This window comes from Erwinia sorbitola, assembly GCF_009738185.1.
Taxonomy (GTDB): domain Bacteria; phylum Pseudomonadota; class Gammaproteobacteria; order Enterobacterales; family Enterobacteriaceae; genus Erwinia; species Erwinia sorbitola.
The window spans coordinates 1,740,142-1,757,654 of record NZ_CP046509.1; the positions used below are offsets into that span (position 1 = coordinate 1,740,142).

Consider the following 17,513-nt stretch of genomic DNA (forward strand, 5'->3'; position numbering starts at 1 on the left):
ACATGGAGATGTTCATGCTCGACAAGGTATGGTTTACCTATAAGGCACGGATTCAGGCACACCATCGGTTAGAATGGATGGATACACATTCGCAATTTCTTCTGGTTTGGTACGCTATCTTAGGTGCTGCGTTAGCAGTTGTTGCAATTCGATACCCAACATTACTGGGTAAAAATACAGATATTTTTGGCGCGATTTTGTCTATTGCATTGCTTGGTGTATCGCTGTCTGTTGCAAATCGAGATTTCCGCGGCAGGGCGTTGAATATGCGAAAAAATTATTTGGCATTGCAACATTTATACAATGTTATAAATACAAGAAATGCCGTTCAACCAGACGATATCGTTAAATATGATGAGTTAATGAATGATGTGGAAAATCACCGAGATATGGACGATAAGACGTCCCGTGTACGCAATGCATTACAGTTGACGTCTCGGCAGCCAGGGAGAAAGGAATATTTCCAAGTATATTTTTTTACAGTGTTCAAGTATGTTGTTTTACTCATTTTCTATACTACCCCGGTTATAGTTGCGTGGTACCTCTATGAGTAGTGCTGTGCGTAGTTTTAAGAGATGTTTTACAGTAAAAAATTTAAAGAAAATTTATTTCGACAAAATTAAAGAGTCAGGTGCTATTGGCATTGATCGAGTTAGACCAAATGGTTTTGAGAAAAATCATGCTACTGAATTGTCATTGATTGCTAGGAAAGTTACTGATGGAAGCTATAAATTTACTGCCTATAAGGAAAAGTTAGTATCGAAGGGGGCATATTCATTTCCCCGACAGATTTCTATTCCAACTGTTCGAGACCGAATCACTCTTCGAGCTCTATGTGAGTCTCTCTCAGAAGTCTTTCCGAATGCAAAGCTATCACTGCCACAAATAGTAATAGAATCACTTAAAGATGCTATTGACTCTGGACAATATACCGAATTTGCTAAAATTGATCTCAAAAATTTTTACCCTTCTATTCCCCACAAATTAATTGAAAGCTCGATAAAAAACAAGATCAGAAAAGTTGAGTTCAGAACACTTATCAGTAATGCTATTTCAACTCCGACAGTCAGTGAGTCTACAGGAAGTAAAGGTTCAATGAAAAATGGAACCGGAGTACCTCAAGGATTATCTATTTCCAATGTTTTAGCGGAAATTGCATTGCAAAATATTGACGAAAAAATCAGCCTCATTCCAAATATTTGGTATAAACGTTATGTAGACGACATCCTTATCCTTACCAAGTCTGGAAAATCTGCTGAAGTTGCTGATGCAATTATAGGCGAACTGGAATATATAGGTCTTTCCCCACATCCCATTGGTGGCGTTGATTCAAAATCAAAAGTTGGGGGGTTGAGTGAGGTTTTTAATTTTTTAGGTTATGGGGTAAGCGAAAAAGGGATTGCAATCAAAAAAGATAGTATATTGCGCTTTGAATCATCACTTGCAAAAATATTTACCGCTTATCGACATGCATTAGCTAAAGCAAAAAATAATAAAGATAAACAACGGGCAATAGCCTACTGTCAATGGAAGCTTAATTTACGCATTACTGGATGTGTTTTTGATGGGAAGCGTATGGGGTGGGTGGCTTACTTCTCTCAAATATCTAGTACAACCCAGCTCCGAGCCGTTAATCATACTATAACAAAGTTGATTAAGCGGTTTGAAGTAAAAGATATTATTAAACCGAAATCACTAATTAAAACATTCTACGAGTGGCATCGAGGGGATAAAAGCTCTCACAAATACATCCCAAACTTTGATGATTTATCAGTCGAGGAACAAAGAGCGATAGTTTCTTTATGGGTTGGAACTGAAGAAGCAAGTAAGCTAAGCAATGCGGCAGTAGTAAGAATGTTTAATTACAAAATTGTCTCCTCTGTCAAAGAGCTTGAGCAGGATATCGCCGGTTTTTCATAGCGTTCAACATTAAATTTATTTATCTCGACTACAGGGGGCTCTCCCCCTTATGTAAAACAATACCATCACTTCTTAACATTTCGTAAGTTATTTGGCTTTTTGATTTAGAAAGATAGTTTCATCTTCCAATTTCTGATTGTTTGCTGAGCGAATCTAACGCTTTTGTCACACTTGCCTCCTTATGCCATCATGTTTATAGAGGTTGTTATGAGTGTGATAAATCATTGGGCGGTTAACCTTTGGGATGGATGTTTTGAGACGCTGCTCAGGCTGTTGAATACGGTGAATGAATCGTCGCGCCTCTATTAGCCATCTTATAGTCACCAACTTCTGTTTCAGGCTCTAAGACCTTAGACGGCACAAATTTGTCCGTTCAGTGCCAGAAGCGGGCGTTGCAAACCCATTTATATAAGAACTGATAGGAACTAATGATGTGTATTGGAGAGTGAAATTTTACTACTTCTCTAAAAGAGATCAGAACGATATATTAGATAGCGTATAGATAAATTTTTAGTTTAGGAAAACGAATGAATGAAAATGTGTAGAGTGACAAAAAAGACAATGTCTGATGGTTGGACTGTTAAAGAAATCGATTTTCACGCTTATGAAGGACACCATCACTACTATTATCTAGGTAAAAGAGCGCCGGTTGTAAAGGTCGGAGAGGAAAAGTTAGTTAAACAGTATGCTGGTTATACGCTTATCGAGAAGGATTTACGCAGCGTACTTGTATGGCTAAATGAGATTGAGAGTATAAATCCAGGGCCTTTTGCTCGATACGAAAACCCACAGCAAATGGATTTAGTTAAAGGTTATTTTGTTGCGGCTTTAACTTTCTACGGTAAATGCTTCACAGCAAGCAAAGGTAGAGGGCTTAAGTATGATAGAGTTAACGTTCCTGAAGAGCACAGAGAAACTCATGACACGATTATGGAAATGCGGCATAACTTCACAGCTCACAGTGGCATTGGCTTTGAAAGTGTAAAGGTAAGTCTAGTGCTGCATCCTGATATATATTCTGATATGGAGCCTCAACTCTACACGGAATTAAGGCAACCTGACCTTTCCCAAGATTTAATTAAAGAAATGATTATCATAGTTAAAAAGCTTCAAGAGCAAGCTCTTAAAAAAAGAACAGCCGTAGGTGATAAGTTTCTAACTGAGATTGTACGGCCACAAGGTAAATTATTTTGGTATCAAAAAGGTACTTATGATCAATTTTACACTCCTGATGTTTCACCTACTGATGATTAGTCTGAGGCATTACTAAAAATACTTGTTTCGAATATGATAACAATTGCACTGAAGCTCCAAAATCGAAGCTACCCCTGACTCAAATATAATCAGCATAATAGCTTAAGTATCTTGGATTTTCTTAAGCAATTAGAACCTATGAGACAGGTAAATTTTTAGGTCAATTTCCGATATTTAAACCAAAAATCAGAAAGCGAGCTCAGAATTCAAGCCGAAATGTCCACTCCTCGCTCATAGCGGGCCTGCAGCTCCTCGTCCGTTCTGTGCCAAAAGCTGACATATTCATTTTTGGATGAATTAGTCAGCTACCTATAATGACGCTTTCATATCGTGGTGCCTTTTTCTTAAATACTACTAACCCACTTCTCATCTGTTTCTCTATCAACCACAATCGTATTGATTAACCCGTAGTCACCTATAACGAACGATGAAGTGGTATTTATCTTATCCGGGGACAGTTCCACAGCTTTATGTAAATAAATGGTGATGTGCTATCTGTTCATCTGGCCAGCGGAGGAGATATTCATTATGCTTCGATGATCTGGTTATTCTGACAACCATCAGATCCGGCCCTAAAGCGCCCCTAGAAGCGATCGTGCGTGGTGGGGAGGGTACTGCGCGCTCTTGGTAATGATTCAGTAAATATTTAGCCACTTTAATTGTACGTAATAATTATCTATACAGTCTTTTTACTAATGGTTCTATGGATGATGAATAACAAAACTCTCTATTTATATTATTTATCAATTCAAAAACTTGATCTTCAACCTCATAGTAATCATTTCTAGGCAATCGAGGATGGATTATTCCAAAATCTCGAAGCAAGGTTGTGATATTATTTTGATGCTTTACGTAAGAGAAAGAACCTGATTTGGCTTGTGTACATGCAGTATTTGAGTTACTTATAGCGTTGTTTATTTTTATAATCAGTTCGCAATAGTCTTCAGATATGGATGTCGAGCCAGAACGAGACTTGTTAAAAATAATATTATACCATTTGAATATATCAAATGAAGATGCGGATAGACGATCTCTTTTATTTATCTCGTATGATAAGTACTCTTGAAATATCTTAAAGTGCGATATATGGTTGCCGAGAGCTGACACGCTGACACTATTAGTATACCCAAGCAAAGCAACAACTATACCACCTATGCTTGCTACTAATCCCAATATTATGAAAGTTGCTTGTAATATTAATATCGACTGGGAGTAGCCTTTGGTGAAATTTAAAATGCAAGTGTTATGGAAACAAAAGTTTCGACTAAAATAACCTTCTTGCATTCCAGTTGAAATAAATGAAGTTACAAAAAATATAGTGCCCAGAGAAATGATAGCAATCAAACATAGAAGCAAGGTTCTAAGAGGGTGTGAATTAATTTTTTTTAGAAGGATATAACTTTTAAAAAAACTTTTCATTACTTTAACCTGAAGATTATTGTATATAGCTCGGTTTTATAACTTTTGTTTTATTGCGAAATATAGTAGCTTCACGCACAAAGGTTCGTTGTAAAATGTTTATGCGCTCATGTACTCTATGATATCTTTTCCAATACCAATAAGTATCATGCTTGCCTTTATGAAAATCATCTTCAAGGTTGGCTAAGGAAATAGACACTCTATCAAGATCTTTTTTTGATGGTAAAGGGAAAAGTTTAAACAGTCGATTTACTAAGCTTTCATATTGAGAGTGATTTACTCGCTTAAGTTTATTTACTCGGCCCATGCATCTGTTGAAGTCCTTTCTATAAGCATGTGTTGTACGGTAATTTCTTTCAGCAGCTAAGCTTTCAATATTGCGCACGGATGCTCTAATACGTTTTGCCTCATCTGAAGGGAGACGAGGCTCGGAAAATGAAACACGCAATCCGTGAACTGTTAATGGAGTAGTCGATATATAATACTGTTGGGTTTTTTTTAAATTAACAGGTAAATCTTTCTCATGTAGCATATTAATAATTATATCTTTTGCATATGAAAAGTCATAATTAGACACAGTTGATGATACTGTTATATCGTCAACTAAGCGAGTATACCTTAAATTCTTTCGAGATAACCTATCAACAATCTTCCATTCAACGTCATGTAGACATAAGCAAGATAAATAGCTTGACGTTAAAGCTCCTTGCACTAAATGTCCCTCATAACAGCAGATATTTGTCAAAACCTTTGATACATCATCGCTAAAAAAGAAAAAATTAGAGAAAATACTCTCAACATGTATTGCTTGAACATTATCGAAAAAATTTTTAATGTCTACTTTTAAAAGGCTCTTCGATTGGCAATGAACTCGCGCGCATGCAATGTAATCTTTTTGTTCAATATTTTCATCCAAAAATTGATTTGGAATTGAACCAAATAGATACGATGCCCAAATAATAGGAGGGTTCTTTTTTTCTCGTCCTTTCGGAGTGTATATATTAAATATCCTCCTGTTTATGCGACGTTGAATTTTTCTAATCAATGATTTTGGATTATAAACATTCCTTGTACTACCATCACTTTTTTCAACTTCAGAAGAAGTATATCTTTCTTGATCAGGAGTTGTTAACACTGTTTCAAGTTCGGATCTTGTTATACTCAGAGTCGAACATAATGAATCAATAGAGTTTATTGCGGAGACAGTGTTCTTTTTAGTATGGCGTATATGAAGAGACATTATAATCCTTTATACAATATAAGCTCGATCACCTCGAATAAAGAGGACTGGGGGTTATGTTGCTTTTATCGGCTATAACTGACAACTGCCATAATCCCCATGATCGAGCTTACCGTCCAACTCTACTCTGCGTAGCCGAGAGAGGGGTGTGCGCGGGGCCCTCTCCCGAATAGCTTAGTCAAACTAAGCGCCTTGCGGCATTAGTCAATTAAAGACAAGTAATCTCAGCCGATTGTTGCAAAAAAGCGGTTCGCTAATGCGGGGTTATATATACACTCATTTGATATAACTGTCAAAGTTTTACCAATGTTATTATGCGCATACTAATTAATCAGTGCTGTTGCCAGAAAAAATCCCCTACCATTCCATTAAACCTATACGTTGCTCCAGGTACGTATAGCGATTATATGCCTTACGAACTTCATTTTTATGTTATCTGCTAACGCGGCTTCGATCACATCAGCATTAAATCCTGCTTCATCCATAGCTGTGCTACTCGTTAACCTGTCCGGGAGTTCTCTTTTAACCAACAGTAATAAGAATCGCGAACGTCTGCTCCTCGTTCATAGCCAACATTTTCCACCTTAGTGGGCTGGTTAGTGCCAGAAACAGACAGTCCTTCACTACTACCACCTTCAAAAGATTAACACTCAGCCGGCTGGTAAATTTTCATAGTGAAGGTGATAAACCCTGTTGCTTCTCTTCAGCAGAAAGAACGAAGGCATGCGCTGATGGCGATAAGTGGCGATAGCCGATGACGAGACCGAATTCAATTTCAGCACCCGATAAGGGATGATAACTAATCTGGTCACCTCGAAAGCCACTCATACTTTGAGGAACGTCAGATACACCTCCTCCCACAGACACCAATGACAAGACGGCATGCATTCCATGTGCTTCCTGAGTAATCATCGGCACAAAACCGGCTTGAGCACAAAGGCGGATAACCTGCAGATGAAAGCTCCGCCCCTCAGGCATTGGCCACAAAATAAAGGGTTCTCCTGCAAGATCCGCAAGCGTAAGGTCTGACCGCTTACTGAAAGGGTGATCTTTGGGGATAGCCATACACAGACGATCGCTGTCGAAATTGACCTGTTCGATGTCATCAGCCTTTTAAAATGAGGGAGGCCGCAAACGTGGACTATCCGCGAAATCTTCGCGCGGTTAAGGCATCAACCGCTCAGGAGGGCTTTCGTCTCAGAAGCGGACATCTCATATCCCAAATAGGAAATAATCCCGCTGACATTTATCAAATTAAAAAATCTGATATTTAGCCGCGTTGCTCCTTATTTCTCGCGTCATCTTTTACTCTGTCCGTAACGCTATTAACCCCGATAAGTAAATCCTTAAATATGCTATATCGATTTCTCCGGGCGTTGACTATCATAACGCCCTGTTGTCGATGGAGAGCGCTGGCGTCAGACTATACGACGCCGAAAGTACAGGGAGTAGTATGATTTCTATTTTGCTCGTAGACGATCATCCGGCAATCTGTTTTGCACTGAAGGTGCTGCTGGAAAAGCAAGGTGACATGGTCGTCACCACCTCTTCCGGGGAGAAACTGCTGGCACAGCTGCATCAGCAACGCCCCGAATTATTAATTCTGGATCTCGAACTCAGGCACGCGGACGGTCTCGATTTGCTGCCCCGAATTAAGCAGCACTTTCCAAATCTTAAAATCCTGGTGTTTACCAGCCAGCCTGCGGGAATATTCGCCCTGCGTACGCTTCAGGCCGGGGCGCAAGGGTTTATCAATAAAAACATGCCGCTGGAAAACGTCGAACCGCTGTGTCGATTGATTATGGCGGGCTATCAATGTTTCCCCGAGGGTACCCTCTATAAAACCGCGATGGTCAGTGAAAAAAGCGATGCACCTGAAACGCTGCTGGGACGTTTTTCCGATCGCGAAATCGTGGTGCTGAATTATCTGAAGCAGGGCAGAAGCAATAAGGAGATTGCCGATCTGCTGATGCTCAGTAACAAAACCATCAGCACTTATAAAGTGCGGATGCTGCAAAAATGCGGCTGTGACAATCTCAACCAGCTTATCGCCCTGATTTTCGGGGAGGGCGACCATGAACATACTTAGCTGGCTGCTGCTGTTTGTTATCGCCTGCATGGTTCACGGCGCAGCGGCACAGGAGCCGCTGAAGCTCCTCGCCCGCAGCCAGCAGGCAATTGCGAATCCGGGCCTCAGCGCCAGCGAGTGGCGCTGGGTGCGTGAGCACCGCAAGATCCGTCTCGCCGTCTGGTTGCCGATGTCGCCTCCTTATGACATCACCACCGGGCTGAACGACTACGGCGGCATCAACGCCGATTTTATCGGTCTGGCGGCGGATAATCTTGGTATCGAAATGGAGGTTATCCGCTACGAAAATTATGACGAGGCGCTGGCGGCGTTGCGTACAGGCAAGGCGGATTTCATCGCCCGGGCCAGCGATAACCAGCGTAACCAGGGGCTGATACTGAGCCACCCCTACAGCCCCAACGTTGCCGTTGAAGTGGTGAATAACGCAGCCATCCGCAATGACACGGTCAGAAAGGTTGCCATTGCGCCGGGCTACGATCCCCAACGGGTGCAGCAGCGCTATCCGCAGGCAGAGATTGTCTCATTTAACTCTCCGCGCCATGCGCTTGAGGCCCTGGCATTTCGCAAGGTCGACCTCTTCTTTTGTGACAGTGTCACTGCTGGTTATCTTGTGAGCCAGTCCAGTATCAGCAACTTAATGATCCACCCCCTCACCACGCCATTTCCTGTTTCCGGTTTTTCCTTTGCGGCAATGCCGCAGATGCAAACCTGGATCAACGTGCTGAATAAAGTGATGCTCGCGCTGCCGGAAAGCGCCAGCGTGGGGATCCATCGCCGCTGGAAGGGCGGCATCACGCTCTCACTGAGCGAACAGCAGCCAGTCTATACTTCGCTGGAACATAAATGGATCAACGAGCACAAACGCATCCGGGTGGCGGTGGCGGAGGATAACCCGCCGGTGGCTTTTTTTGATGAAAGCGGGAAGCTACGGGGCATCATTGCCGATGTCCTTACCGCGTTACAGCTTCGCACCGGGTTTACCTTTGTGATCCAGCGTTATCCAGGCCAGCGGGCGGCGCTGAAGGCAGTGAAGGCGGGCAAAGAAGATCTGGTCGCAGGGGTAACCCAGGAGGATATCTGGCGCTCGGAGCTGCTGACCACTCGCACCTGGCTCTATAACTCCTGGGTGATGGTTGGTCGCGCGCAGCACGTGCCGGGAGCGGTAAACCCCGGGATTCTGAGCCTGGACGGTCAGTCCCCTGAGGAGTGGCTGCGTAAGCAGAGCGGCGGCCAGCCGGAGAAAGTCGATACCTGGCGACACGGGCTTAACCGGATGGTTCTGGGTAACGGCGAGATGATGGCGATGCCGCTGATAGTCGCCAACACCCTGTTAGAGAATAAAGAGTATGCCTCGTTGCGTATTTTGGGCAGCATCGATATCGATTCTATGCGCTTCTCCTTCGGCGCATCCCGTCAGTCGTGGCCGCTGATCGCTATTCTCAATAAGGCGCTGATCAATATTCCCCCGGAAGATTTACACGCTCTTACCCGCGGTGGCAACGCCGGAAACAGCTTCGCCTCCAATAGATCAAAGCAGGTCGCCCTGAATGGGGCGCTGATGGTTGCCGTGGTCGCCGCGCTGCTGCTCACCCTCGTCGCTGGCTGCTGTTATCGCCGCCAGCAAAGCCACCAGCGCCGTATGCTGGCGATTGTTGCCGCCCAGCGCAAAGCCCGAAAACGCGCCGCCAGCGCCAGCCGGGCGAAGAGCGCGTTTCTCACCACTATGAGCCACGAGATCCGCACTCCGGTCAGCGCGATCCTGGGGATGCTGGAACTGGTGATGAAGCGTCCCGGCGAGGTACAGCAAAACCGTGAGTCGGTGCGTATTGCATGGGAAGCAGCCCAGGCTCTGCTGTTGCTGATTGGTAATATTCTTGATGTGTCGCGCATTGAGTCGGGCCGCCTGGTGCTTCGCCCTGAGCGGGCGTCGCTGATTAAGCTGATAGAAGAACCGGCGATGCTGTTCGAAGGCATGGCGGCTCAGAAAGGGCTGATGTTTGTGCTGGAGCTGGATGCCGATCTCCAGCTGGACGTGCTGGTCGACCGCAGCCGCTTCCGGCAGATTCTGGTTAACCTCGCTGGAAACGCGATTAAGTTCACCGAACGCGGCCAGATAACCCTGCGTGTGCAGCTTGACGGGTGTGACGACGGTTATCTGCTGTTGCACATAGAAGTGGAGGATACCGGCGAGGGCATTGACGAAGCCACCCGGGTGCGGCTGTTCCGCCCCTTCGCCCAGGGTAACAGTCAGAATGTCGCCCAGGGGAGCGGGCTGGGCCTATATATCTGCCGTACGCTAGCGCAGATGATGGGTGGCAGTATCGATTTGAACAGCGAGCCGGGCAAGGGTACCCGAGTCACGGTACGCCTTAAGCTGCCGGTAATGGCCGGGCTGCCTGCGGGCTCCGTCCTTCAGCCTGCAACGCCTGAGCCTTGCGCCTCACTGGTGGTGTTGATCGTCGATGACAACCCGGCGGGCAGAATGCAGTTACGCCAGCAACTTAGCTGGCTCGGCCATCAGGTCATCAGTGCTGAAAGCCCGAAAGTGGCGCTGGAAAAACTCGAGCATACCCGGCCTGACGCGGTGATCACCGACTGCAATATGCCCGGGATAAGCGGTTTTGAACTGGCGCATATCATCCACATGCAGTACCCGGGCGTTCCTGTCTTTGGCTCGACCGCTGACGCCCGTGAAGCCGTCCGGGAAGAGGCCCGGGAGGCCGGTATGCGCGACTGCCTGTTCAAGCCGATGACGCTTAATATGCTTTCGGATCTGCTGGCGACAGTGAGCAGCCCCGTCCCGAACCCCGATATACCGCAACGGGCCATGACGGATAAACTGCCACCGGAGCTGTTGAAAGGGGAGAATCTGGCACTATTTCTCTCGCTACAGATTTCGGTACTGGATGAAACTCTTGCCCGCTTACGCGCATGGCACGACGCGCCGGATACCTCTTTACGCGAGACGCTTCATAAGCTGCGGGGCGGGATCCAGCTACTTGGCGTACCGGCGCTGGTGGCTGCCTGTGAAATGCAGGAAGCCGCCCCGGACAGTGAGGGAGTGCGCAGCCTTGAAGCGCAGCTTATACAGCTTCGTGTCGTGCTACAGGAGTGGCACGACACCAGATGAGATCTGTAATCCACGTCCTACATAAGATGAGGACGCGTCTGCATCGTTCTGGCTATCCCCGTTGCAGTATTCTTTTGTTCGCAGGAGATTGCCTGGAGCATTTGCCCCAGGCAATACATCAACAAAGGAGAAAGATGATGAAAAAATTAATTTCCGTTCTGGCGGTAGTTGCTTCCGTAGGTTTGTTTGCTTCCGCTTCCGCACAGGCCGCTCAGAACTGTGCCGCGAAAAGCGCTGCGCTGGAAAAACAGATTAAAATTGCTGAGTATTACGGCAATACTTACAAAGTTGCTGGCCTGAAAAAAGCGCTGGCTGAAGTGAAAGCACACTGCACAAACGACAGCGTGCTGGCTGGTGCACAGAAAGATGTGAACAAGCTGGAGAAAAAACTAAATAAAAAACGTGAGGACATCGCTGACGTTCAGGCTGACCTGCGTAAAGCAAAAGCAAAAGGCGATGCCAGGAAGGTCGCTAAATACCAGAAGAAACTGGCTGAGAAACAGGCTGATCTGCGTGAGATTCAGCAGAAGTTGAGCCAGGCTCGCGCTGAACTGGCTGCACTGCAGAAATAAGTTTTAGCGAACGTTATCGCGGGTAGCTCACGCTATCCGCGATGTTTGTTCACGTAATGATGGCGATTCGCCACGCAACGTTGATAACCATGCTGCTACTGACGGTAACGGCAGCGTCTGCTAATGAAAAAACATGGGTCATTCTCAACAATAATTTTAAGGGATCTATTTTTCTCGATATTTATGCCGGTGTCCCCTGCCTGACGCGCCCTCTGCTTGAAGAGTGGGGCGTAAAACCCTTCGTTGTTGATAAGCTGCACTGGAATAGCAGACAGTGTCTGACCGCTGCCTCGGCAAACCAGTTCTATCTACGGTTCTGGTATCGCCCGGCTGCCAATCTGCTGACGTTACTATTCCCTGAAGAGGCTTTTAACGCGCAGCAAAACGGGGTGAGCACAAGTCGCTGGGATGACGGCATTAATGCGCTGTTCGTCAATTACCGGCTGGATGTGGATAACAAAAGAGCGCAGTACAGTTGGGATACTCCCGGCACTGACGCCACGCTGGTGCTGGAAAACGGCCTCAATGTCGGGCCGTGGCGGGCGCGCTACCAGAACACCTTCTGGCGTGAGGCCGACAAAAATCATGGTTCCTACAGCAACACAGCCTCCCTGTGGCGAAGCATTACTTCGATGCGCTCGCGCCTGAACATTGGCGATGGCTATACCTCGTCAAACCTGTTTAACAGCATGTCCTATCGCGGCGTCTCCCTTGCCAGCGATGAAGCAATGTTTCCGGATAGCTGGCGGCCTTATATGCCGCTGATTAACGGCTATGCCCGCAGCGAAGCGGAAGTCACCATTCACCAGAACGGCGAACGCGTCTACCGCATTCATGTGCCACCGGGGGCATTTACTATTCGTGATTTCTACCCTCCGGATTCGCAGGGCAACCTGGAGCTGACCATTCAGGAGAGCGACGGCACCGAGCGTACTCGCCTGCTGCCATACTCCATCATGCCGAATCTGGTACAGCATGACATGTTCAGCTACGAGCTGGTCGCCGGGCGTTATAAACCTTATCACGGCGTGGAGCTGGAAAAAGATCGCTTTTGGCAGAGTACGCTCTCCTGGGGCATCGCACCCCACACCACGCTGTTTGGCGGGGTGCAGCAGGGTGAGAGCTACTTTAGCCACATGGTCGGAATGGGCGGTAATATGGGGGAGTGGGGGTCGCTCTCCTCGGACGTGCGCACCGCACACTACAGCCAGCAGGGGGAAAGGTTCAGCGGCAGCGTCGGGCGCTTGCGCTATGCGAAAGCCTTCTTTCAGACCGAAACCAGCCTCAACGCCCAGCTTCAGTGGTATCCCCGCAATAGCCAGTACCGCTCCCTTGAGGAGCGGCTAAACCGCGCCTCGCTGCTGCCTTGGGGCTGGGATGATGACACCACCCAGCGCACCCTTGAAAGCCAGGTGGAGCTGACGCAAAACTTCAATGAAGACTCAAGCCTGAGTCTCTCCTGGCGCTGGCTGAAGTCGCGCAGCCGCGAGTCGGGCAGCAACAGCCTCACCCTGAGCCTGAGCGCCAGCTGGCGCGAGGTGGATGTCTCGCTGTACGGCGGATATGACCGCTACGCTGACTATGCGCCGGAATCGACGCTGGGCATCAACATCAGCATTCCGTTTAGCATTGGTAGCCACGTCAGTCACTTCGCGCTGGTTTCCGATCTTGCCAGCCGGGATAAGAACACTCACGGGGTAAACGTCAACGGTTCGGCGCTGGATGATTTCAGCCTGCGCTATGACGTGACCGCCCAGCATACTGAACACGGGAACGATGCCCTGCAAACCAGCCTGGGTTATCAGTACAACAGCGGGGAGCTGAACCTCAGCATGAATCGCAGCGGCACGAAGCGCGATTATCATGGCGACGTCAGCGGCAGCGTGTTGCTGTATCAGGAGGGCGTTGCCTTTGGTCAGATGCTGGGCAGCACCGTAGCGCTGGTTCAGGTGCCCGGCTCGGCGGGGATCGGCTTTTATAACCAGTTCGGCTCCACCACCAGTGCCAGCGGCGATCTGCTGGTCAGCTATCTGACCCCTTGGCGGGTTAATCGTATTACGGTGGACAGCCTCAGCCTGCCCGAAGGAATGGGGATGGATGTGAGCGAGCTGGAAACCGTCCCCACTGACGGCGCTATCGTTAATCTGCGCTTTTTGAAACCGGAAAAAACCGACGACTTGCTGCCCTGATAGACGACGTGAGTCGCCCGGGGGACGCGTATGCAACGTAATTAATATCAGTGGGTTGCATTTATGCTACGCTTAAATTATCGGTTTCTTTTCGAGGTTTTTTTGATGTTAACAAATTCAGTTAACTGTATTTTTCATAAACTCATATGCGTTCACCATTTACTCCGCAGATAACCGGTAAGACAACGGTTACTGAATTTTTATTACCGATCTGAAAATCAGATCTTTTGAATGAATATAAGGGAAAAGAATGCTAATGATATTCGATGAGTTATCTGGTGCTCCTGTCTGGGTGCCTGCGGTATTGCTCGTCACTCTTTCACTTGCGCTAGGCTTCCTGGCCCGGTTTATACTTCTCAGGTTCATCCGCTACTGGCAGAGTCGTGACCGGAAGCTCTTCAAGTCACTTGAAAAACATCTTCGTGGATCACTGTTTCTCTTCATTCCCTTACTGTTAATAAATGTAGGGGTTAATTATATTAATATTCAGCCAAATTCCCTTGGCTTTATAACCTCCACTCTTAATATTTTTATTATATTATCATTTTGCTCCATCTTGATTCGGCTGGTTAATGTCGCGCAGGATATGCTCTTTATTCGCTATGATATTAATCTTTCGAATAATCTCCGTGCCCGTAAAATTCGCACTCAAATAATATATGTAAAAAAAGTCGCTATTGTCCTGCTCGTATTATTCTGTCTTACTCTGATACTTCTCAGTTTTCCCGGCTTTCGAAAATTTGGCACGACAATCTTAGCTGGCGCAGGGGTTGCCGGAATAATCATTGGGTTTGCCCTCCAGAAGTCGCTTGTTAACCTGTTTGCCGGGATTCAGATAGCTTTTACGCAACCTATCAAAATTGATGATGCTGTTGTCGTCGAAAATGAATGGGGCTGGATAGAGGAGATAAACCTGACTTATGTCGTTGTACGTATCTGGGATCTGCGCCGGCTGGTGCTGCCGATTACATACTTTACAGAAAATCCTTTCCAGAACTGGACGCGTAATAACGCACAGATATTAGGCTCTGTTTTTCTTTATCTCGATTACTCCATGCCGCTGGCTCCTCTCCGTGAGCATTTTGAAAAAGTCCTCAGTGAAACAAAACTCTGGGATCAACAGACTCAGGTGCTTCAGGTAACTGAAACGACGGACAAAACCATGACTATCAGATTATTGATGACTGCGCAGAATTCCCCAACGGCCTGGGATTTACGCTGCTACGTGCGGGAAAAAATGATTGAGTTCATTCAGCAAAATTATCCGCAGAGCCTTCCTCATGTAAGAGCTACGCTGACCGGTTCGGGGTTTGATAGTCCGAAGGATCAGTAGATAATCGTTTTCATTTTTATGTCTGACGCAGAATCTACAGAGACGTGAAGTGTGCTGCGTGAGCATCGGTGCAGCTGAACTTCCGCTCCTTGCTGATAGGGGCGGAACAGAGCATACACCTGTTGTTCAATCCGGGCTTATTCGGCAGGGACAATACGATATTCATTCTCAAACAACTGGATGCTGGCAAAGCCTGTGTGATCCAGGTGCATCCCCGCAATGATCAATTTTTCATTCGCGGCCAGCCGCAGCGCTTTTTTTCTTGTCTCTATGGCCTGAGAAGGATTGACATCAAACATGATGGATATGGCCGGTTGTGCTGACTGAATATGTGGAAAATGGACAATATCCCCCCATATCAACAGACATTTTTCATCCGAATGGATACGAAAGCCGGTATGACCTGGCGTATGGCCCGGCAGCCATACAGGGAGAATGCCCGGCATAATCTCGCCTTGATCAATTAGACGTACCTTCCCGGCATATGTGTTTAAGATCCGACGAACCAGCATAAAATTACGTTTGCCACGTTCATTAGCTCTATCTAATTTTTCATTGTCCTGCCAGTGTGCAGCTTCAAGAGGGTGAAGATGCAGTTCAGCATTTTTATAAATTTGGTTTCCCTCTTCATCCAGCAAGCCGCCAATATGATCGGGGTGGCAGTGAGTCAATAATACCGTGTCTATATCATCAGGGCTGATGCCGAGCTTCTCAAGTCTGCTCCGAAGCAGCCCCCCCACGTTATTGTGCCCGCCCGCCCCGGTATCAACCAGAATGGTGCGTCCGCGACCACAGATGAGATAACAGTTGATATGGATATGGCCATAATTTGCGATTCCGGCGCTGCGCTGAATTTTCTCAGCCTCAGTGGTCTCAATGCCTGAAAGCACATCAAGCGTAGCTGCCATGGTGCCATCGCTCAGGGCGGTTATCTGAAAATCGCCAATCTGGCAGGATGGGAAAGTAAACGGGTGCATAAGTACCTCACATGTATAACGAGCAGGCGCGACACGCCCTGTCTGATGACGTTTCATCATGCTATACAGTGTTTCTGCGGCGTTAAAACGATATTATTTCAACCTGTGATGACATTTAATCACTGAAGGCTCACTCCATCAGCCAGAGCAAAGGTCAACTTAATGCGTAAAAAAATTCCAGGTAGCCGTTCCCTGCTGGCCTTTGATGCCGCTGCAAAACACGGTAGTTTTGCCCGGGCGGCGCAAGAGTTGTCACTGACGGAGGGGGCGATTAGTCGGCAGATAGCGCGCCTTGAGTCAATGTTGAACTGCAAGCTGTTCGATCGCACTGGCAGTCGTGTAAAGCTCAACCCGGTTGGTGCTCGCTACGCGCAGAAGATACGCGAAACACTCGAACGGCTCGAAAGAGATACCCAGTCGATTATGGGCATGCCTGAAGGGAGTAAAAGTCTGGATATTGCAGCCCTGCCGACCTTTACCAGCCGCTGGCTGATTCCTCGCCTGCGCGGCTTTTACGCGCAGCATCCTGATATCACGGTGAATATTGCCGCCAGAACTGAACCCTTCATTCTTACCGATAGTGGCTTTGACGCCATAGTTCATTTTGATCACCCTGCATGGGCAGGTATGCATACACAGTTTCTTTTCCAGGAAACGCTGCTGCCTGTATGTCACCCAATGCTGTTAAAGGATAATGACAACATCGCGCAGTTGAACGAATTGCCGCGAATTCACCGGCGCCAGAATCCTGACGTGTGGCATCGATATGCGAAGGAAATTGGGATTGAGCTTGATAATCCGGCGCATGGAGTTCGCTATGATCTCCATGAAATGGCCATTGCTGCTGCATTTTCAGGGCAGGGCGTTGCAATGGTGCCGCGCATGTACGTAGAAAGTGAGTTAAGGAGCGGGGAGCTTGTTGCCCCCTGGCCAGAATCTGGATTACTGAGCAAAAAGTTCTGTTTAGTTAAGCCGCCCGAAACTGGAAGCAATGAAGCTGCGCTGCACGCTTTCGAACGTTGGTTACTGGCGGAGACTCACCAGATTTGATGGATAAAATCTGATTCTGAAGCAGCACAGATGAAACAAAAACAAAAAGCCCGCTCAGGTTTCCCTGAGCGGGCTTTTCAAATTTGGCTCCTCTGACTGGACTCGAACCAGTGACATACGGATTAACAGTCCGCCGTTCTACCGACTGAACTACAGAGGAATTGTTGGAACGGGGCGCATCATATCCAGCGGGGCAGGGGATGTCAAAGCCTGTTTTCACCCTTTTGATTCAACTGCTGAATAAAGCAGCACATCTCGCTACGTTATGTGATTTTATCCACAAAAATTATGATTTTGCGCATTGTGCTACAGAACACAACGGGGCTTGCAGTGGCGTTGC

At 46.9% G+C, this 17,513-nt stretch carries 13 protein-coding genes, 1 tRNA gene and 1 pseudogene; 9 read left to right on the forward strand and 6 right to left on the reverse strand.

All coding sequences use genetic code 11. The features are described 5' to 3' along the window. The first annotated feature begins 14 nt into the window (after positions 1 to 14). The 3 genes from GN242_RS07855 to GN242_RS07865 all read left to right on the forward strand — a co-directional run bounded on the left by GN242_RS07855 (position 15) and on the right by GN242_RS07865 (position 3,174). Positions 15 to 554: an SLATT domain-containing protein gene (locus tag GN242_RS07855; RefSeq protein WP_156287230.1), complete on the forward strand. Its 540-nt coding sequence runs from the start codon at positions 15 to 17 to the stop codon at positions 552 to 554. Further along, entirely contained in the window at positions 547 to 1,920 is a 1,374-nt protein-coding gene (locus GN242_RS07860; RefSeq protein WP_156287231.1) for an RNA-directed DNA polymerase, read from the forward strand. The genes GN242_RS07855 and GN242_RS07860 overlap by 8 nt, the downstream gene beginning before the upstream one ends. A gap of 546 nt (positions 1,921 to 2,466) precedes the next feature. Next, entirely contained in the window at positions 2,467 to 3,174 is a 708-nt protein-coding gene (locus tag GN242_RS07865; protein WP_156287232.1) for a hypothetical protein, read from the forward strand. Positions 3,175 to 3,846: 672 nt separating this feature from the next. On the opposite strand, the gene GN242_RS07870 is transcribed toward GN242_RS07865, so the two are convergent. From GN242_RS07870 to GN242_RS07885, 4 genes and pseudogenes are all read right to left on the reverse strand, one after another. Continuing rightward, entirely contained in the window at positions 3,847 to 4,593 is a 747-nt protein-coding gene (locus tag GN242_RS07870; RefSeq protein WP_156287233.1) for a retron Ec48 family effector membrane protein, read from the reverse strand. A gap of 16 nt (positions 4,594 to 4,609) precedes the next feature. Continuing rightward, positions 4,610 to 5,728: a reverse transcriptase family protein gene (locus GN242_RS07875; RefSeq protein WP_231617141.1), complete on the reverse strand. Its 1,119-nt coding sequence runs from the start codon at positions 5,726 to 5,728 to the stop codon at positions 4,610 to 4,612. A gap of 462 nt (positions 5,729 to 6,190) precedes the next feature. Further along, positions 6,191 to 6,339, reverse strand: a pseudogene (locus GN242_RS07880) (integrase); the annotation flags it as partial. A gap of 163 nt (positions 6,340 to 6,502) precedes the next feature. Continuing rightward, positions 6,503 to 6,934, reverse strand: a complete 432-nt coding sequence (locus tag GN242_RS07885; RefSeq protein WP_255476755.1) for a LysR family substrate-binding domain-containing protein — start codon at positions 6,932 to 6,934, stop codon at positions 6,503 to 6,505. Positions 6,935 to 7,286: 352 nt separating this feature from the next. On the opposite strand from GN242_RS07885, the gene GN242_RS07890 reads away from it, so the two are divergent. The 5 genes from GN242_RS07890 (at position 7,287) to GN242_RS07910 (ending at position 15,146) form a co-directional block, all read left to right on the forward strand. Beyond that, positions 7,287 to 7,922, forward strand: coding sequence for a response regulator transcription factor (locus tag GN242_RS07890; protein ID WP_156287235.1), 636 nt, complete (start codon positions 7,287 to 7,289; stop codon positions 7,920 to 7,922). Next, the gene (locus tag GN242_RS07895) at positions 7,909 to 11,052 is read left to right on the forward strand and encodes an ATP-binding protein (protein WP_156287236.1); all 3,144 of its coding nucleotides are present in this window, start codon (positions 7,909 to 7,911) and stop codon (positions 11,050 to 11,052) included. Before GN242_RS07890 ends, GN242_RS07895 begins: the two co-directional genes overlap by 14 nt. 134 nt (positions 11,053 to 11,186) lie before the next feature. After that, the gene (locus GN242_RS07900) at positions 11,187 to 11,624 is read left to right on the forward strand and encodes a DUF1090 domain-containing protein (RefSeq protein WP_230320642.1); all 438 of its coding nucleotides are present in this window, start codon (positions 11,187 to 11,189) and stop codon (positions 11,622 to 11,624) included. A gap of 41 nt (positions 11,625 to 11,665) precedes the next feature. Then, positions 11,666 to 13,813 carry a fimbria/pilus outer membrane usher protein gene (locus GN242_RS07905; RefSeq protein WP_231617142.1) on the forward strand — a complete coding sequence of 716 codons (2,148 nt, stop codon included), beginning with the start codon at positions 11,666 to 11,668 and terminating at the stop codon, positions 13,811 to 13,813. Positions 13,814 to 14,063: 250 nt separating this feature from the next. Further along, positions 14,064 to 15,146, forward strand: coding sequence for a mechanosensitive ion channel family protein (locus GN242_RS07910; RefSeq protein ID WP_154751589.1), 1,083 nt, complete (start codon positions 14,064 to 14,066; stop codon positions 15,144 to 15,146). A 137-nt stretch (positions 15,147 to 15,283) separates the two neighbouring features. Here the strand turns inward: GN242_RS07910 and GN242_RS07915 are convergent, their stop codons facing one another. Continuing rightward, positions 15,284 to 16,123 carry an MBL fold metallo-hydrolase gene (locus GN242_RS07915; RefSeq protein WP_156288221.1) on the reverse strand — a complete coding sequence of 280 codons (840 nt, stop codon included), beginning with the start codon at positions 16,121 to 16,123 and terminating at the stop codon, positions 15,284 to 15,286. Positions 16,124 to 16,285: 162 nt separating this feature from the next. Here GN242_RS07915 and GN242_RS07920 point away from each other — a divergent pair, with 162 nt between their 5' ends. Continuing rightward, positions 16,286 to 17,173, forward strand: coding sequence for a LysR substrate-binding domain-containing protein (locus GN242_RS07920; RefSeq protein ID WP_156287237.1), 888 nt, complete (start codon positions 16,286 to 16,288; stop codon positions 17,171 to 17,173). A gap of 84 nt (positions 17,174 to 17,257) precedes the next feature. Here GN242_RS07920 and GN242_RS07925 read toward each other — a convergent pair. Continuing rightward, positions 17,258 to 17,333 (reverse strand) — tRNA-Asn (locus GN242_RS07925). Positions 17,334 to 17,513 lie beyond the last annotated feature (180 nt).